General features: G+C 66.5%; 18 protein-coding genes and 1 pseudogene. 9 read left to right on the forward strand and 10 right to left on the reverse strand.

Annotated elements, in window-relative coordinates:
- The first annotated feature begins 38 nt into the window (after positions 1-38).
- From ACPT9U_RS14870 to ACPT9U_RS14880, 3 genes are all read left to right on the forward strand, one after another.
- Complete coding sequence (locus ACPT9U_RS14870; protein ID WP_418365254.1) at positions 39-770, forward strand: type 1 glutamine amidotransferase; 732 nt, start codon at positions 39-41, stop codon at positions 768-770.
- A gap of 88 nt (positions 771-858) precedes the next feature.
- Positions 859-1368: an LEA type 2 family protein gene (locus ACPT9U_RS14875; protein WP_435751481.1), complete on the forward strand. Its 510-nt coding sequence runs from the start codon at positions 859-861 to the stop codon at positions 1366-1368.
- A gap of 112 nt (positions 1369-1480) precedes the next feature.
- Positions 1481-3169 carry a DUF342 domain-containing protein gene (locus ACPT9U_RS14880; protein ID WP_435751482.1) on the forward strand — a complete coding sequence of 563 codons (1689 nt, stop codon included), beginning with the start codon at positions 1481-1483 and terminating at the stop codon, positions 3167-3169.
- Between the two features lie 67 nt (positions 3170-3236).
- Here ACPT9U_RS14880 and tpx read toward each other — a convergent pair whose 3' ends face one another.
- The 7 genes from tpx to def form a co-directional block, all read right to left on the reverse strand.
- On the reverse strand, positions 3237-3737 hold the full coding sequence (gene tpx, locus ACPT9U_RS14885; protein ID WP_435751483.1) for a thiol peroxidase: 501 nt from the start codon (positions 3735-3737) through the stop codon (positions 3237-3239).
- Between the two features lie 100 nt (positions 3738-3837).
- Positions 3838-5886: a PhnE/PtxC family ABC transporter permease gene (locus tag ACPT9U_RS14890; RefSeq protein ID WP_435751484.1), complete on the reverse strand. Its 2049-nt coding sequence runs from the start codon at positions 5884-5886 to the stop codon at positions 3838-3840.
- A gap of 100 nt (positions 5887-5986) precedes the next feature.
- A complete protein-coding gene (locus tag ACPT9U_RS14895; RefSeq protein ID WP_435751485.1) occupies positions 5987-6823 on the reverse strand; it encodes a phosphonate ABC transporter ATP-binding protein in 837 nt (278 codons plus the stop codon).
- A gap of 121 nt (positions 6824-6944) precedes the next feature.
- Complete coding sequence (gene phnD, locus ACPT9U_RS14900; RefSeq protein ID WP_435751486.1) at positions 6945-7871, reverse strand: phosphate/phosphite/phosphonate ABC transporter substrate-binding protein; 927 nt, start codon at positions 7869-7871, stop codon at positions 6945-6947.
- 237 nt (positions 7872-8108) lie between these two features.
- Complete coding sequence (htpX, locus tag ACPT9U_RS14905) at positions 8109-8951, reverse strand: zinc metalloprotease HtpX (protein ID WP_418365261.1); 843 nt, start codon at positions 8949-8951, stop codon at positions 8109-8111.
- 88 nt (positions 8952-9039) lie between these two features.
- The gene (gene fmt / locus ACPT9U_RS14910) at positions 9040-10005 is read right to left on the reverse strand and encodes a methionyl-tRNA formyltransferase (RefSeq protein WP_435751487.1); all 966 of its coding nucleotides are present in this window, start codon (positions 10003-10005) and stop codon (positions 9040-9042) included.
- On the reverse strand, positions 10005-10508 hold the full coding sequence (gene def / locus ACPT9U_RS14915; protein WP_435751488.1) for a peptide deformylase: 504 nt from the start codon (positions 10506-10508) through the stop codon (positions 10005-10007). Before def ends, fmt begins: the two co-directional genes overlap by 1 nt.
- Positions 10509-10689: 181 nt before the next feature.
- On the opposite strand from def, the gene ACPT9U_RS14920 reads away from it, so the two are divergent.
- From ACPT9U_RS14920 to ACPT9U_RS14935, 4 genes are all read left to right on the forward strand, one after another.
- Positions 10690-11721 (forward strand): LysM peptidoglycan-binding domain-containing protein, encoded by a 1032-nt coding sequence (locus ACPT9U_RS14920; protein WP_435751490.1) that lies wholly within the window; start codon positions 10690-10692, stop codon positions 11719-11721.
- Positions 11722-11758: 37 nt separating this feature from the next.
- A complete protein-coding gene (gene dprA, locus ACPT9U_RS14925; RefSeq protein ID WP_435751492.1) occupies positions 11759-12940 on the forward strand; it encodes a DNA-processing protein DprA in 1182 nt (393 codons plus the stop codon).
- 80 nt (positions 12941-13020) lie between these two features.
- On the forward strand, positions 13021-13491 hold the full coding sequence (locus tag ACPT9U_RS14930) for a DUF494 family protein (protein ID WP_418365266.1): 471 nt from the start codon (positions 13021-13023) through the stop codon (positions 13489-13491).
- A 105-nt stretch (positions 13492-13596) separates the two neighbouring features.
- On the forward strand, positions 13597-16155 hold the full coding sequence (locus ACPT9U_RS14935; RefSeq protein WP_435751493.1) for a DNA topoisomerase III: 2559 nt from the start codon (positions 13597-13599) through the stop codon (positions 16153-16155).
- 91 nt (positions 16156-16246) lie between these two features.
- On the opposite strand, the gene ACPT9U_RS14940 is transcribed toward ACPT9U_RS14935, so the two are convergent.
- Both ACPT9U_RS14940 and ACPT9U_RS14945 read right to left on the reverse strand, forming a co-directional pair.
- Complete coding sequence (locus tag ACPT9U_RS14940) at positions 16247-16717, reverse strand: Dps family protein (RefSeq protein WP_435751494.1); 471 nt, start codon at positions 16715-16717, stop codon at positions 16247-16249.
- A 126-nt stretch (positions 16718-16843) separates the two neighbouring features.
- Positions 16844-17770 (reverse strand): hydrogen peroxide-inducible genes activator, encoded by a 927-nt coding sequence (locus ACPT9U_RS14945; RefSeq protein ID WP_418365269.1) that lies wholly within the window; start codon positions 17768-17770, stop codon positions 16844-16846.
- A gap of 116 nt (positions 17771-17886) precedes the next feature.
- Here ACPT9U_RS14945 and ACPT9U_RS14950 point away from each other — a divergent pair, with 116 nt between their 5' ends.
- On the forward strand, positions 17887-19935 hold the full coding sequence (locus tag ACPT9U_RS14950; RefSeq protein ID WP_435751495.1) for a TonB-dependent receptor plug domain-containing protein: 2049 nt from the start codon (positions 17887-17889) through the stop codon (positions 19933-19935).
- Positions 19936-20067: 132 nt separating this feature from the next.
- A complete protein-coding gene (locus ACPT9U_RS14955; RefSeq protein ID WP_435751496.1) occupies positions 20068-21543 on the forward strand; it encodes a DegQ family serine endoprotease in 1476 nt (491 codons plus the stop codon).
- Between the two features lie 63 nt (positions 21544-21606).
- On the opposite strand, the pseudogene ACPT9U_RS14960 reads toward ACPT9U_RS14955, so the two are convergent.
- Positions 21607-22749: pseudogene (locus tag ACPT9U_RS14960) on the reverse strand (methyl-accepting chemotaxis protein); the annotation flags it as partial.
- Positions 22750-22847 lie beyond the last annotated feature (98 nt).

The following is a 22847-nucleotide window of genomic DNA, read 5'->3' on the forward strand; positions in this document are numbered from 1 at the left end:
TTCGGTCAGTGCCCACCCACCGCCACCGATCCGCCCTCATGAAAGCGCACATCCTGCAGCACGTTCCCTTCGAAGGCCCCGCTTACATCGGCCAATGGCTGGCACAACGGGGGGCCGACATCCGCTACACCCGCTTCTGGGCCTCCCCCGCGCTGCCCGACCCGGCTGAGGTCGGACTGCTGGTGGTGATGGGCGGACCGATGAGCGTCAACGACGAAGCGGAATTCCCCTGGCTGGTGGAAGAGAAGCGCTTCATCGCCGAAGTAATCGCCCTCAATCGCCCGGTGCTGGGCATCTGCCTCGGGGCGCAACTCATCGCCAGCGCCCACGGTGCACGCGTGTATCGCAATGCCGAGAAGGAAATCGGCTGGTTCGAGGTTGCGGCCGCCACGTCCGCAGGCAGCACGGATCACACGGACACGCCGGTACCGCGCTTCGAATTCCCGGCGCGCACCGCCGTGCTGCACTGGCACGGCGAGACCTTTGACCTGCCGCCTGGCGCTCGACTGCTCGCCAGCAGCGCCGCCTGCAGACACCAGGCCTTCCAGCTCGGCGAACGCACGGTAGGCCTGCAATTCCACCTCGAGATGACGCCCGAAAGCCTGCACGCGATCGTCCACCACTGCCGCGACGAGCTCGTGCCGGCGCGCTGGATTCAGGACGAGGCTACGATCCTGGACGGGGCACCGGATCACTTCGCCATGACCCACGCCTTGATGGATCGCCTGCTCGACTGGCTCACACGCACGCCACACACAGCACACGCATGACTTCAGAGCATGCAGAACGGATCGACAGAATGGTGCAACCCTGTCCCGCAGATCCAAGCTCACACACCGCATTTCCGGGAGATCCGCCATGTCCTTCGCAAGCCCCGCAGCGCCTCCATCCTTCCTGCGCGCCCTGCTGCTCGCGCTCTGCACGCTGCTGCTGACCGGCCTCACCGGCTGCGCGAGCTTCACGCATCGGGAGCAGGTGCGCATCAACGTCGTCGGGCTGGAGCCAATTCCGGGCGAAGGCATGGAGATGCGCTTCAAGGTGAAGCTGCGTGTGCAGAACCCCAATGAGCGCGCGATCGATTTCGACGGCATCGCGCTCGACCTCGACCTCAACAATCGCCCCTTCGCCAGCGGCGTCAGCGACCGCAGCGGCAGCGTGCCGCGTTTCGGCGAGGCGCTGATCGAGATCCCGGTGTCGGTGTCGGCCATCGCAGTAGTGCGTCAGGCGCTGGGAGTGATCGAAGGCGAGGGCAAGGCCGAAGTACCCTACACCTTGCGCGGCCGGCTCGCCGGCGGGCTGATCGGCAGCATGCGTTTTTCGGATTCCGGCACCCTGAAGCTGCCCGACCCATTGAAGACGCCCCGCTGACCGGCGGCACGCCTTGCGGAACCCGCGATTGATCCAGCGCATGAACACCTCATCACGGGACATCTAGAATGCAGCGACACTTCCGCCCTCCACAGGGACACATACCGAACGCATGGACAACGACCGCCCCACCGGGCCTGCACTGACCCTGACGCTGGACGAGGCCACGCGCACGCTCAGCGCCAGCGTCGCGCCCGACGCCCGCTTCCCGCGTGTCGACGCGATGTGGCTGCGCAGCCGGCTCGAAGCCGCCGGCTACGGCAAGCTGCAGATCCGGCCCGAGCCGATCAAGCACCTGATCGCACGCTACAACGCGGGCGAGACCGTGCCGCCGATCGAGATCGCCCATTGTGTCGATGCCAGCCTCGAGCTCGTAGTCGCACTCGATGGGCTCACCGCGCGCCTGAACCTCGTTCCCCCCAAGGGTGGCAAGCCCGCCACTGAATCCGATCTGCGCGCGCTGCTCGCAAGCAAGGGTGTCTTCGAAGGCGTGCTGGACGAAGCGATCGCGGATACCATCGCCGCCGGCAAGGCCGAGGACCTGGTCATCGCCCGCGGACGGGAACCCGTTGCCGGTGAGGACGGGCAGCTCGAGAGCCTGTTACCTGAGACACGCGAACGCGTCCCGAGCGTGCACCCCAGCGGACGCACCGACTATCGCGACCTCGGCGAGGTGCTGGTGGTGCATGCCGGCGATGCACTGATGCGCCGCCACCCCCCCACGAATGGCACCGAAGGCCTGAGCGTCTGTGCTCGCCCGGTGCCCGCCAAGCCTGGTCGCAACGTGGTCTTCGCCGCCGGCCTGCGCGGCGTGGCGCCCGCAGCTGACGACCCCGACCTGCTCGTGGCAAGCACCGACGGCCAGCCACTGAAGGTGCGCGGCGGCATCATAGTCGAGCCGGTGTTTACCGTAGACGCGGTAAATATGGCCACCGGAAACATCGTCTTCGACGGCACTGTCCGCGTACGCAACGACGTACAGGCGGGCATGACGGTACGCGCGACCGGCGACATCGAGATCGGCGGCGCGGTCGAGAACGCAACCCTGGAGGCTGGCGGAAACATTGTCGTGCGAGGCGGGGTCGTCGGCAGCCTGGGCGCCAAGGGCGCAGCCAAGGACACCAACGCCCACGCAATCCGCTGCGAAGGCAGCTTCTCCGCCACCTATGCCCAGCAGGCGCGCATCTGCGCCGGCGACTCGATCTTCATCGATGATCTGGTCATGCAAAGCCAGCTTGAAGCCGCAAACCACGTCCGCGTCGGACATGAGCGCCGCGGTCACATCGTCGGCGGGCTGACACGTGCCGGTCTATCCGTGCATGCGCGCGTGATCGGCGCCCCGAACCGCATCCGCACCGAGATCGAAATCGGCAGCGATCCTGCCCTTGCCCGCGCCGTGCAGGACAAGGCCTCAGCGCGCGACCAAAGGGAGAACAAGCTGCTCGAGATCGGCAAGCTGCTCACCCTGGCCGATCGCAGCCCGGGGAAGATCGCAGCCGAGATCATCGCCCGCGCAGAGGAAACCGCCGCCACCCTGTCTACAGAGATTGAAACCCTGCGTGGCGAGGAAGAAGGCCTGCGCCACCACTTGATGCTGGTCCAGCAGGCACGCGTGAACGCAGAGAGTGCGATGTACGAGGGCTGCGTCATCGCCATGGGCGAAAACACGCTGCGCATCCCACACGACCGCGGACCGAGTACGGTTCGCCTTGCAGACCAGAAGCTCGGCGTGTTTCCGCTCGAGGACGACAGCCACCTTGGCGCACCGCAGCGGCCGGAATCCGCCGCACTTCAACGCTGAGCCCACACGTGCAACGGGCCCTGCGTGGGGCCCGTCCTATGCTGTGCGCTGGATGCTCCGGATGCGCTTACTTCAACGCCGCGAGCGCCGCCGCGTAGTCCGGCTCCTGCTTGATCTCGGGTACGCGCTGCGCGTAGACGACCTTGTCATTCGCATCCACGATCACGACCGCGCGCGCGGTCACGCCCGCGAGCGGACCGGTGGTGATCGCCACACCGTAGTCCTGGGCGAACTGGGGGTTGCGGAAGGTCGACAGCGTATGCACGTTCTGCAGGCCTTCAGTCTCGCAGAAACGCTTGGCGGCGAAAGGCAGATCGGCCGAGATGACCAGCACCACGGTGTCGGCGAGACCGGCAGCGGCCTCATTGAACTTGCGCGCCGAAGCCGCACACACCGGGGTATCCAGGCTGGGCACGATGTTCAGCACCTTGCGCTTGCCGGCGAAAGCGCCAAGGCCGACGTCCGCCAGGTCAGCGCCGGTGAGGCTGAAGGCGGGCGCAGCATCGCCGGCCTGCGGGAAACGGCCCGCCACTTCGATCGGGTTGCCGCCGAGGGTTACTTTGCTCATGTTTCTGCTCCTGTGGGTGAGGTGGTTACCGGCTTGTTCGTCGGGCGCCGGCTGATCCGCCTATTAGCCTACACCAAGCCCTTGCCTGCTGCCCGACCGTTCAGCGCCCAACCCGGGACAGCTTGAGCAGACGCGAACCGCGGTCGATCATGACCGTCAGCAGCACCATCACCAGCAGGTAGGTGCCGGCACGCTCGAAGCGGAACCACTCGAAGTTGAAGCTGAACTGGAAGCCCAGGCCACCAACGCCAATCAGTCCGAGCACCACCGCTGCGCGCACGTTGCTCTCGAACTGGAAGAAGCTGTAGGTCATCCAGTCGCGCCACACGCGCGGCACTGCCACCAGACCATAGGTCGCCAGGCGCGAGGCGCCGCACGTGGGCTCGAAGCGGCGCAACGGCTGGTTGTCCACCGCTTCGCCGAAGACCCGGGTGAGCACACCCAGCGTGTGCAGCGCAATCGCCAGCGTGCCCGCTACCAGGCCCGGACCGAAGAAGGCGATGCACAGGAAGGCCCACATCACCTCGGGCACACCGCGTGCGATCACCGCGGCTGCGCGCGCGGCCGCGAGCTGCAAGGCGCGCAGCACGCGCAGCCAGGGCGCCGGCGTCTCGCCACTGAAGCGCGCGGCATGTAGCTGGAAACTGGCCGAGTGCGGGTAGGTCAGCAGGATCGCAGCCGCCACGCCGAGCATCGTACCAACCACCGCGATGGCGAGCGGGATCGCCGCTGACTCAAACACCCGCCACACGAACCACTTCTGCAGTGCCTGCTGCCAGGCGAGCCAAGCCGATGGCCGCCAGAAATCGAGCACGCCATGGGTGGCGAAGAGTTCGACCGCCTTGCCCTCGCCGGCCCGCGCGCTGACTCTGGCCGGGTCACCAAAGCCGATCGCGGCGAGGTCGAGTTCGGGCCGCAGCAAGCGTTCGAAGAAGCGCAGTTTGCCCCAGGCCTCGCCGCTCAGCAGCTCCATGGCGGGCGCAAGATGGTTTCGCGCCGCCCCATCCTCTCCCCCCCGGTCGCCCCAGCCCATGAACCAGAGCGACCACAGCAACGCCAGCACAACCAGTGCGCTAGCCAGCCAGGGACCCGGCGGCGGACGGGCGCCCCCCCGCGTGACAGGCGAAGACATGGACCCGCTTGCAACCCGGCCCGGGTGTAGCGCATCCACGCACACCGGCGACTGCGGTCCATCGCCCAGCCCATCGCCACGACCGGCCACCACGCAAGAGGCCCCGCCGCCCTGGCGGGACGAGTCACCGCGCAACTGGCGACGGAGGGTGTTGCTGGCGAGGTCCGCCGCCAGCGTCAGCAACAGGGTGAACAGGATCAGCGTGCTCACCTTATCCCAGGCACCGAAGCGCACCTGGTACCAGATCTCCGAGCCCAACCCGCCGCCGCCCACCGCACCGATCACCGCGGCGTTGCGGATCGCGCATTCGGCGCGCATCAGCGTGAAGGACAGCACATTGCGCGAGGCGAGCGGGCGGATGCCGTACAGAAAGGTCGCCAGCCGCCCACCGCCGAGGCTGCGCACCTGGGCATAGCGCGCCGGGTCTACGCTGTCCCACAGCTCGCTATACACCTTGGCGAGGATGCCGGTGATGTTGAGCGCCAGCGCGAGGGCACCGGTCAGCGGGCCAAGACCGATCAGCGCCACCAGGATGATCGCCCACACGAAATCCGGCACGGCACGCAGGATATCCTGCGCCAGCCGGCAGGCGGCGCACAGCAGCGCGGCCGGAGAGCGCAGCGGCAGGCTCCGCCAGAGGCGCGTGAGCAGGCCGCCACCGGCTACGGCACGCTCCTCGCCGACGCACACGGCACGGCTCGCCCCCATCGCCAGCGGCCAGGCCAGCATCACCGCCAGCGCCGTGCCGAGAATGGCTGCAGACAGGGTCTGCAGGGTCAGATCCATGGCATTGCGCACGAAGTCCGGCGACAGGTCGGGGCGGGCGAAGGCTGCCAGCCAGGCGCCGATGCGCGCCGCAGCCTGTGCGCGGCGTTCGGCGTCCGTAAGCGCGCTCCAATCCCAGTCCGCTGCAGAGAAGGCCAACAGCATTGCCAGCAGCACGGCGAGCAGGGCAACGAAATGGCCCAGCGGACGGCGCGCATGGCACGCTCCCGAAGCCAGCGCGAGCGTGCTCATCCCATCCCTCCGACAGCGTCGGTCAAGGGAGCATCCGGAGCCGAGCCTCTCGCGGCCACGCTGGCGTACGCTGCGCGATGCCCTGAGGTCGTCCATCCGCTCACGCCGGTACCTCGATCTCGTCCAGGTGCAAGGCGCGATACTCGGCACCGTAGAGATCACGCAACATTCCCTGCGTGATCTGCGCCGGCTCACCCTGCCAGAACAGGCGACCGCCACGTAAGGCGATAACGCGGTCGAAATGGCCTTGGAGCAGATCCAGCGTGTGCAGATTGACCACCAGCGTGACCCCGTCGCGCCGTGCCAACTCACCCAGCAGACCGATGATCTCGCGGCCGAGGCGCAGATCGAGCGCGCTCACCGGCTCATCGGCCAGCACCAGCCTCGGTTGCTGAACGATCAGGCGGGCAACCGCGACACGCTGCTGCTGGCCGCCCGACAGCTCGTCGGGCAGCGCCCACAGCTTGTCGGCGAGTTCGACGCGAACCAGCGCCGCGCGCGCACGCTCGATCTGCTGAGGCCACAACAGCGACAGCAGCGCGCGTGCGATCGACCAGTGGCCGAGGCGGCCCATGAGCACGTTGTGCACCACTCGCAACTGCGGAATCAGGTTGTCCTGCTGATGCAGGAAACCCACCGCCCGTCGCAGCCGCGCCAGCCGCCGCCCGCGCAGATGACGCGTATCCTCACCCAGCGTGAGCACATGCCCGGCCGCAGGCTTCACCAGCCCCGATACGAGCCGAAACAGCGTGGTCTTGCCCGCCCCGGAAGGGCCGATGACGGCGACACGCTCACCGGGCGCAATATCCAGGCTGATGTCGTCGAGTACGCGCTGGCCGCCATAGGCAACCGCCGCCGCCGCCAGGCGCACCGGCGGTAGCGAACACGCCGGAACGTCGGGAGAGTCGATGTTCATGATGAGATCGATGAAGGGCATGCGACGCACGCGGCGCGCACCCATGCTGTCTGATGAACCGGACGGTGGGCGCGAGGCTTGCCCGCACCTGCGAACAAGCTCTCCACAGCCGCCCGCCCTCGGGGAAGGGCCCGCGCGGCGCTCAGCCGCCGATGTCGAGCCCGGACTCGAGCAGGTCGACGTAATGCTGCCACTCACCGACCTCGGCTTCGACGAAGCTGCCGGCCTTGAGGTACTTCAGCACCTGTGCCCCCTCGGGCGTGCTGCCGTCGATCGACAGCAGCGCGCTGCGCAAGGCCGTCAGCAGTTCGGGGCCGAGGTCGGCACGGGCGGCAAGGGCGTAATCGATGTAGGTCGGGGTCTTGTAGACGATCGGCGCACGGGCCTTGAGCGCCTCGTCGGCCTTGTCCCAGGACGCGTAGTTCAGGGCGCCGAGCTGATGCGTGCCGTCGGCCACCATGCGCAGGGTCACGTCGTGACTACCCGAATAGGCCACGGTGCGGAACACCTTCTCCGGCGTGCTCGCGGTCTGGTCCATGAAGAACTTGCGCGGCATCACGTGCCCGGAGGTGCTGCTCTTGCTGCCGAAGGTGAAGCTCCAGCCCTTGCCCTGGGCCGCTTTGGCGAGTGCGGCGAGATCGTTCACCGGCGTCAGGCCGGTCGACGGGTTGGCGATGAAATAGCTGACGAAGCGCTTGTCGATGTCGCGGCAGCCCAGCACGGTGAGCGCTTCGCCCATCTGCATGCGCGCCTGCGCCGTGGTCACGGCACCGAGCCAGGCAATGTGGGCACGGCCGGTCGCAAGCGCGGTGACGCTGGCGGCGTAGTTCTCGACGTGCATGTACTCGACCGGAATGCCTGTTGCCTGGCCGAGCAGGCGCGCCAATGCGCCGAAATGCTCGCGCATGCGATCGGCGTCGCCGTCGTCCGGAATTGCGGTAATGACCAGTCGGGCCGGCGGCTGTGCGGCAAACGCCGCGCCAGAACTTGAACCCAGGACGCCAGCGAGCGCGAGCGCAGCCGAAGACAGCATAAAGCCTCTGCGTCCTGCAGAATGGATGTCGTGCATGAACTACTCCCGATTTTCGGCAGCCGGCGCGCGAACGCACGGCAAGCCAGCCGTCCCGGTGCAGGTGCGCCGGGACTTAATCCGCCCGGTGCAATGCCGGGCAACGAGGCGCGGAGAGAACGCTCCGCGGCGGGCGGGCCGAACGAAGATCGGCCACGATTGCCTGCCAAGGCGCGCATGCTACCGCGTTCGGGAGCAGCTTGCAGCGGGCGTGCGCACCCGCCGGCTTCGGTAGCCTCAGCGCACCATTGCGCGCAGACGGGCGATGCGGTCCTGGGTGGACGGGTGGGTGGAGAACAAGCCGCGCAGCCCCCCGCCGGAGAGCGGGTTCATGATCATCATCTGTGCCGTCTCGGGATGCTGTTCGGCGGTATGCATCGGAATGCCACGCGCGTAGGCGTCGATCTTGGCGAGCGCGCTGGCGAGCGACTCGGGGTCGCCGGAGATCTCCGCGCCGCCACGGTCCGCACCGAACTCGCGCGTGCGGCTGATCGCCATCTGGATGACCATGCCGGCCAGGGGCGCGAGGATCATCATCACGATGCTCACGATGGGGTTGGGACGGTTCTCGCCGTCACGCCCGCCGAAGAACATGCCGAAGTTGGCAAGCATCGAGATCGCGCCGGCGACCGTCGCCGAGATGGTCGAGATCAGGATGTCACGGTTCTTCACGTGCGCCAGTTCGTGCGCCATCACACCGCGCAGCTCACGCTCGGAGAGCATGCGGATGATGCCGCTGGTGGCCGCAACCGCGGCGTTCTCAGGGTTGCGTCCGGTGGCGAAGGCGTTGGGCTGGGCCTCGTCGATGATGTACACCTTGGGCATGGGCAACTCGGCGCGGCGCGCGAGCTCGGCGACCATGTTGTACAGATAGGGCGAAGAGGCGGCATCGACCTCGCGCGCCTTGTACATCTTCAGCACCATCTTGTCCGAGAACCAGTAGGCCCAGACGTTCATCGCGCCGCCCATCACGAGCGCGATCAGCATGCCCTGCTGGCCGCCGATGGCCGCGCCCATCGCGCCGAACAGGGCGACGATGCCGGCCATCAGGATGGAGGTCTTGATCCAGTTTCCGAACATTGCGGGATCCTTCCTGCAAGATTGATTCGTCAGTGTAGCTTGGGGCGCCCGGGGCCGCCTTCAAGGCCGCTTCGGACGCCGCCAGCGCTCATGCTGCAGATGCGAAGCGCTCGCCGACAGAGACCGGGAATCCACGCAGGAATTCCCCTGCGGGCAGGCGCTTGCTGCCCGGGCGCTGTAACACCGTGCAACGCAAAGCGTCACGGCCACAGGCGATGGTAATGCCGCCGTCGTCGGCCGCGAGCACGGTGCCAGGCGCGCCGTCGCCGGGCACGACCTCTCCAGCCCAGCACTTCACCAAGGTGTCGCGCAGGCTGGAGGCCGCCCCGGGAAAGGGATCGAAAGCGCGCAGCATGCGCTCGATGTCGTTCGCCGGGCGTGTCCAGTCGATCACGGCCTCGGCGCGGGCGATCTTGGCGGCGTAGGTTACCCCCTCGGCCGGCTGCGGCGTTGCGATCAGCCCACCGCGCGGCAGGGCGGCCAGCGTCTCGACGATGCACTCGCCCCCCAGCGCTGCAAGGCGATCATGCAGGCTGGCCGTGGTGTCGGTCGGCAGGATGGCGGTGGCGCGCCTGAGCAGCATGGCGCCGGTGTCCAGTCCCTCGTCCATCTGCATGATGGTGATACCGGTCTCGGCGTCACCCGCCTCGATCGCGCGGTGAATCGGGGCTGCACCCCGCCAGCGCGGCAGCAGCGAGGCGTGGATGTTCAGACAGCCCAGGCGCGGCAAATCCAGCACCTCCTTGGGCAGGATCAGACCGTAGGCAGCCACCACCAGCACGTCGGGCGCACACGCGGCGAGGCGTGCGCGCTGCTCCTCGGTGCGCAGCTTCTCGGGCTGATCGACCTCGATGCCGCGTGCGAGCGCAAGCGTCTTCACCGCGCTGGGCGTCAGTTTCATGCCGCGCCCGGCGGGGCGGTCGGGCTGGGTCAGCACCAGCGACACCTCATGCCCTGCGGCGAGGATGGCCTCTAGCGCGATCGCGGCGAATTCGGGCGTTCCTGCGAAAGCGACACGCAAGCCGCTGCGAGCCGTGGATGAAGGCGCGGCCATCACGCGGTGATGCGCGCTTTCTTGGCCAGCTTGGCCTTGATGCGGCCGAGCTTGAGCTGCGAGAGATACTCGACGAAGACCTTGCCATCGAGATGGTCGATCTCATGCTGCACACACACCGCGAGCAGTCCATCGGCCTCGAACTCGAAAGATTCGCCTTTTTCGTTCAGGGCGCGAACTTTCACACGTTCGGCACGCGTCACCTTCTCGTAGATTCCGGGTACGGACAGGCAACCTTCCTCATGCACCTGCTCGCCATCGCGCTCGAGGATCTCGGGGTTGATGAGCGCCATGAGACCGGTCTGGTCTTCGCTGACGTCGATGACGATGACGCGCTGATGAAAATCCACCTGGGTCGCGGCCAAACCGATCCCGGGTGCCTCGTACATGGTCTCGGCCATGTCCTTCACCAATTGGCGGATTTCGTCATTCACCTCCGCCACCGGTCGGGCAACCGTGTGCAGGCGAGGATCGGGGTAACGGAGAATGGGTAGGAGAGCCATGAATGCCTTGCTGGGATAAGTCTTTAAGTGCAGAATTTCGAGCGGTTTCGCATGCTCATGCATGCATTACGACGGGATACCGGAGCAGTTTGCGACAGCGCTCGTTACCGGTTTCGACCCTGATCAGTCCGCGGTGTTCCGGGATCCTCCCGGCCAGCTCCGCTCCGACCGGATGCGAACAATGATTCGAATTATATTCCCTCTGCTCGTTGGCTTCGCGACCCTCCTCGGCGCGACCGCTCATGCCCAGTCCGGCGTGCAACTTGCCGACAATGCGCCTGACAGCTACACGGTGGTTCGCGGCGACACGCTCTGGGACATCTCCGGACGCTTCCTCCGGCAGCCTTGGCGCTGGCCTGAAGTCTGGCGCCTGAACCGCGACCAGATCCGCAACCCGCATCTCATCTATCCCGGCCAGGTCATCCTGCTCGACCGCAGCGGCCCGTGGCTGACGATCGGTCAGCGCGTCGGTGCGCAGGACGGGGGCATCCGCCCGAGGATCTACACCGAAGCGCTTGACGCCGCGGTGCCCAGCATTCCGCTGCAGGTCATCGAACCCTTCCTCAACCGCCCGCTGGTCGTGGACCAGCCGCGCCTGGAAGGCTCCGCAACCATCATCGCCACCGAAACCAGCCGCGTTCTGACGGGCTCGGGCGATACCGTGTTCGCAAAGAACGTAGATCCCGATACCGAGGTGTGGCACATCTACCGCCCCGCACGTCCGCTCGAGGATCCGCTGACACGCGAAACCATCGCCTGGGAGGCCGCCTATCTGGGCACTGCCCGCGTCACCGAGCGCGGCAACCCCACCACGCTCGAGATCACCTCCGCAGTCGAGGAAATCGGCGTTGGCGACCTGATGATGCCGAGCGAGACACCGAGCGTTTTCTCCTACGCTCCGCACGCCCCCGAGCAGGACGTTGAAGGCCGCATCATCGCCATCCACCGCGGCGTCACCGAGACGGGCCGTCTCCACGTGGTTGCGCTCAATGTCGGCGAACAGGATGGGGTCGAGCGCGGCCATGTGCTGACCCTGTATCGCAACCGCGGCGTCGCCGAGTACACCGGCGAGGACGGCAAGGAAACCTACCAGTTGCCGGAGAAGCGCTACGGCCTCGTGTTCGTCTTCCGCGTCTTCGATCGTGTCTCCTACGCGCTGGTGATGGAATCAGACGGCCAGGTGACGATTTCCGACGCGGTGCGCAAACCCTGAGTATCGCCGCCCCGGTACGTGCGCACTCACCCGCTTCATGCTGAAGCCCGCAGGGGACGAGCGCTCGCACTGGCTGCGCCTGGCCTCGATCCCGGGGCTGGGCGCAAGCCGTCAGCGCAATCTGCTGGCGGCGTTCGGCCTGCCCCACCACATCTTCAACGCCAACCGCAGCGCGCTCGCTGCGGTCGTGGGGCGCGAATCGGCTGACGCGATCCTTGCGGACCCCGACATCGAAGCCATCGAGCGCAGCCTCGCGTGGGCGGACGAGCCCGGCAACCAGATCCTGACCCTGGCTGACGAGAACTATCCGCAAGGCTTGCTCGACATCGCGGACCCACCGCTGCTCCTGTACGTCAAAGGCCGCCCCGAGCTGCTGCTGCGCAACGGCATCGCACTGGTCGGCGCGCGTTCGGCCACCGCGCAAGGTATGTCCAATGCCGAAGCCTTCGCGCACGCGCTCGCAGGACAGGGCTTCTCCATCGTCAGCGGGCTCGCCCTGGGCATCGACGCCGCGGCACACCGCGGTGCCCTCGCGGCTGGGCCTGAGGGCGGCGGAACGGTGGCGGTCATCGGCACGGGTATCGACCGTATCTACCCGGCACGCAACGCTCCACTTGCGCGCGAGATCGCACATACCGGCGCGGTGGTGAGCGAGCTACCCCTCGGCGCCCCGCCGCTTCCGCACAACTTTCCGCGCCGCAACCGCCTCATCGCGGGCCTCGCGCAAGGAGTGCTGGTGGTGGAAGCTGCAGTGAACAGCGGCTCGCTGATCACCGCCCGTCTGGCCACCGAAAGCGGGCGTGAAGTGTTCGCCATACCCGGCTCCATCCACTCCCCCCTTTCTCGAGGCTGCCACCGCCTGATCCGCGACGGGGCAAAACTGGTCGAGACTGCGGAAGACGTCATCGAGGAGTTGCGCGGCCGGCTCGGTCTGCCCGCCCTCCACGCCGCGCCAGCTGCAAAACGCGGCAGGCGAAGGGTGCCCGCGGACGCAGGGCAAGCGCTGCCGCAGGTCGCGCCCGGCCCCATCCAGCATGCGCTCGAACTCGATGACGAGAGCACCCGCCTGCTCGCACTCATCGGTCAGGAGGCCGTGGACATCGACACGCTGGCGGCACAGGCTGGCTTGACGGTGGATGCCCTCTACGCCATCCTGCTGCCACTCGAGCTGGAGGGCTTGCTGGCCAGATTGCCTGGCGGTCGCTTCCAGCGCACCTGAAACCGGCCGCACCGTCCCGCAAGACCCTCCGCCGCGACGCACCGCACGTCCGGCAAGCGCCGCACCCACAAGAGGCCGCCTTGTTCGACATCCTCGTCTATCTGTTCGAAAGCTACATCCACACCGATGCCTTCCCCGAGACGGACCTGCTCACGCGCAAGCTCTCGGCGGCCGGCTTCGACCAGGAGGACATCTCCGAGGCGCTGGACTGGCTCGCCGGCCTGCGGCGCGTTTCGCGCGACATCCATCCGGGGCTGGCCCCGAGCGCCGGATCCGTGCGCATCTACACGGACGAGGAGCAGGCCCAGCTCGATCCGCGCTGTCGCGGCTTCCTCAGCCTGCTGGAAAGCGCCGGCGTGCTGTCCGCCGCGCATCGCGAGTTGATCATCGAGCGCGCCATGGCGCTGGACGATTTCACGATCACGCTCAACCGTCTCAAGGTCATCGTGCTGATGGTGCTGTGGCAGCAGGACGAGCAGATCGACATGCTGATGGTCGATGAACTGCTGACCGAGGAAGACGACTGGGCCTACGAACCCACGCTGCACTGAACCCAGCCCCTGCACGACTTGTCTGCACCCGCAGGGCGTCCGTATCATCCGCCGCTTCCCAACCGACGCGTCCCCCGTTGGCGCGCCACTCGTTTTCCATAGAGCATGAGCAAGCAACTGATCATCGCGGAAAAGCCTTCCGTCGCGCAGGACATCGCCCGTGCGCTGGGCGGCTTCACCAAGGAGAAGGACTACTTCGAGTCCGACGAATACGTCTTGTCGTCGGCCGTGGGTCACCTTCTCGAGCTCACCGTGCCCGAGGAGTTCGAGGTCAAGCGCGGAAAGTGGACCTTCGCCCACCTGCCGGTCATCCCGCCCCACTTCGCGGTCAAGCCGATCGAGAAGACCGAGGACCGCTTGAAGCTGCTCACCCGGCTCATCAAGCGCAAGGACGTCACCGGCCTCATCAATGCCTGTGACGCGGGCCGCGAGGGCGAGCTGATCTTCAACTTCATCGCCCAGCACGCGGGCAGCAAGAAGCCGATGCAGCGCCTGTGGCTGCAGTCGATGACCGCACAGGCGATCCGCGACGGCTTCGCCCATCTGCGCGCCGCGCAGGACGTCGAGGGCCTGCGCAACGCGGCGATCTGCCGCGCCGAATCCGACTGGCTGATCGGCATCAACGGCACGCGCGCGATGACCGCGTTCAACTCCAAGACCGGCGGCTTCCACCTCACCACCGTGGGCCGGGTGCAGACGCCGACGCTGGCGATGGTGGTCGAGCGCGAGGACCGCATCCGCAAGTTCAAGTCGCGCGACTACTGGGAACTCGAGGCGCGCTTTGGCTGCGCCGCCGGCGAGTACCCGGGGCGCTGGTTCGACGAGAAGTTCAAGAAGCCCGAGGGCGACGAGCACGCCACCGCCTTCCGCCTGTGGGACAAGGCCCAGGCCGAGGCCATCCGCAGCAAGTGTGCAGGCAAGCCGGGCGTGGTCAGTGAAGAGGCCAAGCCCTCCACCCAGTTGTCGCCGCTGCTGTTCGATCTCACCAGCCTGCAGCGCGAGGCCAACGGCCGCTTCGGCTTCTCCGCCCGGGTGACGCTGCAACTCGCCCAGGCGCTGTACGAGAAGCACAAGGTGCTGACCTACCCGCGTACCGACGCGCGCGCCCTGCCCGAGGACTATCTCGCCACCGTGAGCGAGGTCATGCGCACGCTGCCCGACCAGTACGCGCCCTTCGCCAACGAGATCACCAGGCAGGGCTGGGTGAAGCCCAACAAGCGCATCTTCAACAACGCCAAGATCTCCGACCACTTCGCGATCATCCCCACCGGCGCACTGCCGAAGAGCCTGTCGGACGCCGAGCACAAGATCTACGACCTCGTCACCAAGCGCTTCCTGGCGGTGTTCTACCCGGCGGCCGAGTACCAGATCACCACCCGCATCACCCGCGTCGAGGGCGAGGCCTTCAAGACCGAGGGCAAGGTGCTGGTGAATCCGGGCTGGCTGACGGTGTATGGCAAGGAAGCCGCCAACGACGAGAAAGACACCAAGGAAAGCAGCGCCCCGCAGCTGGTCGCGGTGAAGCAGGGCGAGACGGTGTCCACCGAGGACATCGTGGTGAAATCGCTGCAGACCAAGCCGCCAGCGCGCTTCAACGAAGCCACGCTGCTCTCCGCAATGGAAGGCGCGGGCAAGATGGTCGACGACGAGGAGCTGCGCGCGGCGATGGCCGAGCGCGGCCTCGGTACCCCGGCGACGCGCGCGCAGATCATCGAAGGTCTGATCAGCGAGCAGTACATCCACCGCGAAGGCCGCGAGCTGATCCCGAGCGCGAAGGCCTTCTCGCTGATCACGCTGCTGAAGGGCCTGGGCGTCACCGCGCTGACCTCGCCCGAACTGACCGGCGGCTGGGAATACAAGCTCGCGCAGATGGAGCACGGCAAGCTCAGCCGCGAAGCCTTCATGAACGAGATCGCCGAGATGACGCGCGAGGTGGTCGAGCGCGCCAAGCGCTACGAGTCCGACACCGTGCCGGGCGAGTTCGTCACCCTGCAGACGCCGTGCCCCAAGTGCGGCGGGGTGGTGAAGGAGAACTACAAGAAGTTCGCCTGCCAGAGTTGCGACTGGAGCACCTGGAAGATCGTCGCCGGCCGCCAGTTCGAGTACGACGAGATCGAAACCCTGCTGCGCGCAGGCAAGGTCGGCCCGCTGCTCGGCTTCCGCAACAAGATGGGGCGCTTGTTCAACGCCGACATCGTGTTGAACGAGGACAAGCAGCCCACCTTCGACTTCGGCCAGCCGAAGGAGGGCGAAGAGGTGGAGGCGGTGGACTTCTCCGCGCAGGAGAGCATCGGCGCCTGCCCGAAATGCGCCAGCCGCGTGTTCGAGCACGGCATGGCCTACGTGTGCGAGAAGTCGGTCGGGCCGGGCAAGAGCTGCGATTTCCGCTCCGGCAAGATCATCCTGCAGCAGCCGATCGAGCGCGAGCAGATGGCGAAGCTGCTGACCGAAGGCAGGACCGACCTGCTCAAGGGCTTCGTATCGGCACGCACGCGGCGCAAGTTCTCCGCCTTTCTGGTGCGCGGCAAGGACGGCAAGGTTGGCTTCGAATTCGAGGCCAAGGCACCGAAGGCGCCCAAGGCAGGTGCCAAGACCGCGGCAGAGAGGGAATCCGACGAGGCACCCGCGCCCAAGCGAGCGTCAACCCGCAAGAAGGCGGGCTGATCCAGCAGGATTGGACCTGGCACAGTGAACGCCGCAAATGAGAAACGGACTCAAGGGCCCGTTTCTCATTTGATCACCGCCTGCCGGCGGCTCAAGCTTCGAGCAGGCTGCGCAGCATCCAGGCGGTCTTCTCATGCACCTGCATGCGCTGGGTCAGCAGGTCAAGCGTGGGCTCGTCGCTCGCCTTGTCGGCGATCGGGGCAATGCTGCGTGCGGTCTTGATCACCGCTTCCTGGCCCTGCACCAGCAGGCGGATCATTTCCTGCGCGCTCGGAACACCTTCGGGCTCGCTCATGCTGGTGAGCTTCTGGAACTCCTTGTAGGTACCAGGGGCCGGGAAGCCCAGGGCGCGGATGCGCTCGGCGATCTCGTCCACCGCCAGTGCGAGTTCGTTGTACTGCGTTTCGAACATCGTGTGAAGCGTGTTGAACATCGGCCCCGTCACGTTCCAGTGGAAGTTGTGCGTGGTCAGGTACAGCGTATAGCTGTCGGCCAGCAGGCGGGACAGGCCTTCCGCGATCTTCGCGCGATCCTTCTTGTTGATGCCGATATCGATATCCATGCCGACTCTCCTTTCGATGCGTTGTTCATGGGGGGCACCCTTCGGTGCCGCGTACATTCAGATGCTAAGCCAATCCCGCCGATTGATCCAATTGATCATGGAGATCCCCTTCATCCAGAAGGGCTATCACGACGGCTTGCGGCCGACGGGCTTCACGCCGGGAAGACCGCTGTCCAGGATCGCAGTGCGCAACACATCGATCGCACCGCTTCGGGGATAGGTCACCCGCCACGCCAGCGCGACCCGGCGCGAAGGCTGCGGATCGGAGAAGGGGCGCACGGACACGAGCGGATTCTGCGTCGATGCATCATCGGCTGCGGAGCTCGGCAGCACGGTGACACCTAGGCCGGTGGCGACCATGTGCCGGATGGTTTCCAGCGAACTGCCTTCCAGCGTGCGTTGCAGGCCGCCAATGTTGCGGCAGCTCGGGCACACCTCGAGCACCTGCTCACGGAAACAGTTGCCTGCACCGAGAAGCAGTAGCTGATCGTCGGCCAGGTGCTCGGCCGAGATGGATTTCTCCGCCGTCCAAGGGTGTTCCACCGGCAGCAGCACACGGAACGGCTCGTCATAGACCGGCTGGGCGACGATACCCGGCTCTTCGTAGGGCAGGCTGAGGATGATCACATCGAGCTCACCACGCTTGAGCGCCTCGGACAGACGCGCAGTGAAGTTCTCCTGGATGATCAGGGGCATCTTGGGCGCGAGTTGGTGCACGCGCGGGATCAGCCTCGGCAGCAGGTAGGGGCCGATCGTGTAGATCACGCCAACGCGCAGCGGCCCGGAGAGCGGATCCTTGCCGGCCGCGGCGATCTCCGCGATCTGGCTCGCTTCCATAAGCACCTTTTCCGCCTGCGTGACGATCTTTCGGCCGGTCTCGGTGATCTTGACTTCGGCGGCGCTGCGCTCGAAGAGCTGGATGCCGAGTTCTTCCTCGACCTTTTTCACCGCGACCGACAGCGTTGGCTGGGAGACGTGGCATTTCTCGGCTGCGCGGCCGAAATGGCGCTCATGGGCGAGTGCGACGAGATAGCGTAAGTCGGTGAGGGTCATGAGGTGGGCGGACAATCCAGTCCGGGCAACCGATGCAGGCGATGGCGAATGTTACCCCGTAAGGCGCGACAGGTGCTCAGCCAGCCCCCGCTGAGGATGGGTATACTGCGCACTCCGTGCCCACGCTGCTTCCCGCGCCGATGCCGTTTCATGCCACCCGACTCCCCTCGTCAATCATCGCCCTGATGACCCTGGGCATCGGGCTGTCGGTGCAGGCGGAAGAGAGCTTCTTCCAGCCGCTGCCGGTCGTTCTGAGCGCATCGCGCCTGCCCCAGCCCCTGTCCGACACCCCGGCGGCCATGACCGTACTCGATGCCGAGTTCATCGCAGCCACCGGGTACCGCGACCTGACCCGGCTGTTCCGACTCGTGCCCGGCATGCAGGTCGCCCAGGAGCGCGGCAACCAGCAGTGGGTCACCTATCACGGGCTCGGGGCGGAATACCCCAACCAGATGCAGGTGCTGGTCGACGGCCGCTCCATTTACTCTCCGCACTATTCCGGCGGCGCGAACTGGAGCGCCATTCCGCTGGCGCTGCAGGATATCGAGCGCATCGAGATCGTGCGCGGCTCGAACTCCGCCAGCTACGGATCCAACGCCTTTCTCGGCGTGGTGAACATCCTCACCCGGCACACCGCAGCCGAGACCGGCAGCTCGGTCGGTGTGCGCCTCGGCGGTCATGGCATCGTCGATGTGACTGGCCGTGCAGTCATGCACGATGGGCCGCTGGGGCTGCGCATCACCGCTCAGGAATCACGCGACGACGGCTGGTCTGGTCTGCGCGACGACCAGCGCCTGCGCGTCCTCGGCTTGCGCGGCGACCTTCAGATCGATCCGGCAAATGCGCTTGAGTTCTCCGCAGCCTACAGTGATGGCAAGCTCGGCGTCGGCTACACCGGCACACTGTTCGACGGCAGCGGCGAGCGCAACCTCCGGCAGCGCGACTACTCGCTGCACGCCAAATGGCGCCATGCGCCCTCGGCCGAGGAAGAGTGGCTGCTGTCGTGGTATCACAACAGCGAGCGCACCCGGGATGCCTGGCAGGTGCGTTCGCTTGCGAACTGCGGCGCTCTGTGCGGCCTGCTCCCGGATACCTATGGCGATGTCAACAACAACCGCAGCAGCCAGCGCGATGACATCGAATTCCAGCATCGCTTCGAACCCACGGCAGGGCTGCGCCTGCTGTGGGGTGCGGGCTGGCGCTACGACCGGATCCAGTCGGACTTCCTGTTCAGCGACGGTCGCAAACCCACGCGGCAGGAGTGGCGCCTGTTCGGCAACGGCGAATGGCGCATGGCGCCCGAATGGCTGTGGAACATCGGCGCCATGGCCGAACACATCGAAGGCGACAGTGTACGCTTGGCGCCGCGCGTCTTCCTGAACTGGCAGCCTGACGCCTCGAGCACCTGGCGCCTCGGCCATGCGCGTGCATGGCGCCAGCCCACGCTGCACGAGCGCTGGGTCAACGTGGTCGTCAGCGCCGCGGGGCTTGGTGCGGTCAACCAGCGCCATACCCCCAACCCCGGACTCGGGCCAGCCCGCATCGACACCTGGGAGCTCGGCTACCTGGGCGCCTTCCCGTTCGGCGGCCTGCTCGACGCACGCATCTTTGACGAGCGCATCCGGGACTACATCCACCGCACCCCGGTCGCCCCAACCTTGCCCCTGGATCCGGTGATGGGTTCAACGCAGTGGACCAACATGCCGGGCAGGATCCGTCTGACGGGGATCGAATACCAACTCAGCTTCAAGCCGAGCGCCGGCACAACCCTTTTATTCACCCATAGCGTCATCGACCGCCGCGCTGACGACCCCGTGGTGCGTGGCAGCATCGCGCCGCATACCGCCACCCTGAGCTGGCTGCAGCAACTGGGCGCGTGGCACTCCATGCTGAGTGTGATGCGCATGGGGCCGCTCGAGGCCGGGACGAATCACGTTCCCGGACTGCGTTACAGCGTTCCGGCCTACACCACCCTCGACTGGAGCATGGGCCGCAGCTTCCGGCTCGGAAGCCAGCCGGTTCAGGCGCGCGTGACCGCAACCAACCTGCTCGGCCGCCACCAGGAACTTGCACACAAGCCGCTACAGGCGACGTCACAGTATCGCGCTCGCACACCGAACGAGAGCTCGCCACACATCTACCTGAGCCTGGAGACGACCTTCTAGCGCAGGCCTCCAGGCCGCCCAATACGCTCCACCGCACGCGGGATCTGCAAGCGAATGCGACTCGGGGAACACCGGACGCACTTCGACGTCCACCTCCCGTCGTCGAACCTGGAATTCAGTACGGACTCGATCATGCGCAAACACATCCTCACCACAACTCTCGCCCTTTCGATCGCTGCCGCCCTGCCCGGCACCGCCCTCATCCCCCACGCACATGCCCAGGCGGCGCCGGCCGCCTCCATGGTGAGCCCGAACCGCTACGGGTTGCCGGATTTCGGCGACCTGGTCGAGCAGGTCGGTCCTGCCGTGGTCAACATCCGCGTGGTGCAGCGCAGTACGCAGGGCACGATGGGTGAAAACCCCATGGCCAACGATCCCTTCTACGATTTCCTGCGCCGCTTCGGTGTACCCATGCCCGGCTTCCCCGGCCAGCCCGGCATGGGTCCGCGTGCGCGCCAGGGCATCGGCTCGGGCTTCATCGTCAGCCGGGATGGCTACGTGCTGACCAACGCCCACGTCGTCACGGACGAGAACGCGGATCCCGCGCTCTCGGAGGTCACGGTCACGCTGATCGACAAGCGCGAGTTCAAGGCCTCGGTCGTCGGCGTCGATCGGCGCACAGACGTCGCCCTGCTCAAGATCGACGCCAAGGATCTCCCGGCTGTGAGAATCGGCAACGCCGACGACGCTCGTGTGGGCGAATGGGTGGTGGCCATGGGCTCGCCCTTCGGTTTCGAGAACACAGTGACTGCGGGCATCATCTCGGCCAAGGCACGCAGGTTGCCGGACGAAACCTATGTGCCCTTCATCCAGACCGACGTCGCGATCAACCCGGGCAACTCGGGCGGGCCGCTGTTCAACCTCGCGGGCGAGGTGATCGGCATCAACTCGCAGATCTACTCACGCTCGGGCGGCTTCATGGGCATCTCGTTCGCGATCCCGATCGACGTCGCGATGAACATCAAGGACCAGCTCGTGGAGCATGGCCGCGTACAACGAGGGCGTCTGGGCATCGCCATCCAGGGCGTCGACAAGGATCTCGCGCAGTCTTTCGGACTCGCGGAGGCCTACGGCGCGCTGGTCGCCAGCGTGGAGCCGGACAGCGCGGCCGAGAAGGCGGGCCTGCAGGCGGGCGACGTCGTGCTGAGCGTGGATGGTCGCCGCATCAACGATTCAGCGGAATTGCCGCGGGTGATCGGTGAAAAGCGGCCCGGCACCCGGGTGAAGATGGAAGTCTGGCGCGACGGCCGCAGTCGCAGCATCACCGCGACGCTGGACGAGATGAAAACCGAGACGCTTGCCAGCGCGGGCGAGGCGACACCCAGCCAGGTCGAGCGTCTGAACGAACGACTCGGACTCAGCGCGCGCACCCTGACCGCCCAGGAAGCAGCGGAACTGAGCCTGCGCGGCGGCGTGATCATCGAGAGTGTCGACGGCCCTTCCGCCCGGGCCGGGCTGCAGCGAGGCGACGTGATCCTTGCGGTGAACAACCAGCAGGTGAAGAACGTCACTGAACTGCGCGCCCTGCTCGAGGGGGCGGGTAATCGCTTCGCGGTGCTGATCCAGCGTGGAAACGCCCGCATCTTCGTACCTGTCCGCATCGAGTAAGCCGACGGACAGCAGCAGGAAAGCCTGCGCCGCCGCCAAGTCTGGTCGGCGACGCAGGCACGTTCAGAAGCGGAAACGCGCAACCGACTCCTGCAGCCGAGAGGCGAGTTCGCCGAGTTCGCGCGCCGAAGCGACCGTTTGCTCCAGCGCCTGGTTGTTGTTCTGCGCCATGCCTGCGATCTCGCCAATGCTATGCGTGACGGACTCACTCGCATTGCGCTGCTCTCCGGTCGCGTCGGCAATACGGTCCAGGCCCTCGCCAACCTCCACCACCAGCGAGTTGGCCGCTGCCAGCACCTGCTGCACCGCGTCGGCCATCTCGCGGCTGGAGGCGAGGTGATCCAGGCCGCGGTCGATTGCCGACTGCACGGAATCAGAACGGCTGGTGACCTCGCGCGTGATGGTGTCGATCTCGCCGGCCGATTTGGCCGACTTCTCCGCCAGCTTGCGTACTTCGTCCGCGACGACCGCGAAACCCCGCCCCTGCTCGCCGGCACGCGCTGCCTCGATCGCGGCATTGAGCGCGAGCAGGTTGGTCTGCTCGGCAATCTCGCGCACCTCACCGGTCATGCGCGTGATGGCCTGGGCAGATGCCACGAACGCCGACACCGCGTCGGCCATCTGTCGCACCGCTGTCTCGACTCCCCCGACCTCGCCAACCAGGCGGGCGAGACTCTGCGTGCCCTCCTGGGAGCGCCGCAGGCTGTCATGCGAGCGTTCCCGAACGCCTGCGGTACGCGTGGCGATGTCGGAGATGCTCTCCACCATCGCATCGACCGCATTTGCAGCCGTGACCGAGCTTTCATTCTGCCGGTGCGAGCTCTCCGCAACCCTTTCCGCATCCTTGGCCAGACCATGCGCAGCCTGCGTCACCGAGGTCGCCGAATCCCCAACCTGGCGCACGAGCCCGCCCAGGGTCGAGAGCATCTGGTTGAAGGAGCTCGCGGCACGCCCGATCTCATCACCAGCGCGCACCGGCAACCGGCGCGTCAGGTCGCCGCCGCCCGCGGCAATCTCGGCCATCCCGGCATTGAGCTGGTCGAGCGGGCGGGTAACGAAGCGGCTGATGAAGAAGTAGACGAAACCGATCAGCGGTATCGACACCAGGAGCGCAAATGCGATGCTTTCGTTGCGGAACTCCGTCACCGCCGCATTCGCCTTGTCGAGCGAGATCCGCATCGACACCGCACCCAGAGGGGTTCCTTCGCCAGGGCAATCGCACCTTCATGTCATAACCCCGAGCAGTTCGGCACGAAATTCGTCAATGGTCGCAGCCAGCATGCGCTTGGACTTGATGCTCGCCT

Origin of the sequence: Thauera sp. AutoDN2, assembly GCF_051280715.1 — a bacterium.
Lineage (GTDB): Bacteria > Pseudomonadota > Gammaproteobacteria > Burkholderiales > Rhodocyclaceae > Thauera.

What these genes read in the sequence shown, in the direction of transcription:
- ACPT9U_RS14870 (WP_418365254.1), top strand. Translation starts at nt 39, where the DNA reads ATGAAAGCGCACATCCTGCAGCACGTTCCCTTCGAAGGCCCCGCTTAC.
- ACPT9U_RS14875 (WP_435751481.1), top strand. Translation starts at nt 859, where the DNA reads ATGTCCTTCGCAAGCCCCGCAGCGCCTCCATCCTTCCTGCGCGCCCTG.
- ACPT9U_RS14880 (WP_435751482.1), top strand. Translation starts at nt 1,481, where the DNA reads ATGGACAACGACCGCCCCACCGGGCCTGCACTGACCCTGACGCTGGAC.
- tpx (WP_435751483.1), bottom strand. Translation starts at nt 3,737, where the DNA reads ATGAGCAAAGTAACCCTCGGCGGCAACCCGATCGAAGTGGCGGGCCGT.
- ACPT9U_RS14890 (WP_435751484.1), bottom strand. Translation starts at nt 5,886, where the DNA reads ATGAGCACGCTCGCGCTGGCTTCGGGAGCGTGCCATGCGCGCCGTCCG.
- ACPT9U_RS14895 (WP_435751485.1), bottom strand. Translation starts at nt 6,823, where the DNA reads ATGCCCTTCATCGATCTCATCATGAACATCGACTCTCCCGACGTTCCG.
- phnD (WP_435751486.1), bottom strand. Translation starts at nt 7,871, where the DNA reads ATGCACGACATCCATTCTGCAGGACGCAGAGGCTTTATGCTGTCTTCG.
- htpX (WP_418365261.1), bottom strand. Translation starts at nt 8,951, where the DNA reads ATGTTCGGAAACTGGATCAAGACCTCCATCCTGATGGCCGGCATCGTC.
- fmt (WP_435751487.1), bottom strand. Translation starts at nt 10,005, where the DNA reads ATGGCCGCGCCTTCATCCACGGCTCGCAGCGGCTTGCGTGTCGCTTTC.
- def (WP_435751488.1), bottom strand. Translation starts at nt 10,508, where the DNA reads ATGGCTCTCCTACCCATTCTCCGTTACCCCGATCCTCGCCTGCACACG.
- ACPT9U_RS14920 (WP_435751490.1), top strand. Translation starts at nt 10,690, where the DNA reads ATGATTCGAATTATATTCCCTCTGCTCGTTGGCTTCGCGACCCTCCTC.
- dprA (WP_435751492.1), top strand. Translation starts at nt 11,759, where the DNA reads ATGCTGAAGCCCGCAGGGGACGAGCGCTCGCACTGGCTGCGCCTGGCC.
- ACPT9U_RS14935 (WP_435751493.1), top strand. Translation starts at nt 13,597, where the DNA reads ATGAGCAAGCAACTGATCATCGCGGAAAAGCCTTCCGTCGCGCAGGAC.
- ACPT9U_RS14940 (WP_435751494.1), bottom strand. Translation starts at nt 16,717, where the DNA reads ATGGATATCGATATCGGCATCAACAAGAAGGATCGCGCGAAGATCGCG.
- ACPT9U_RS14945 (WP_418365269.1), bottom strand. Translation starts at nt 17,770, where the DNA reads ATGACCCTCACCGACTTACGCTATCTCGTCGCACTCGCCCATGAGCGC.
- ACPT9U_RS14955 (WP_435751496.1), top strand. Translation starts at nt 20,068, where the DNA reads ATGCGCAAACACATCCTCACCACAACTCTCGCCCTTTCGATCGCTGCC.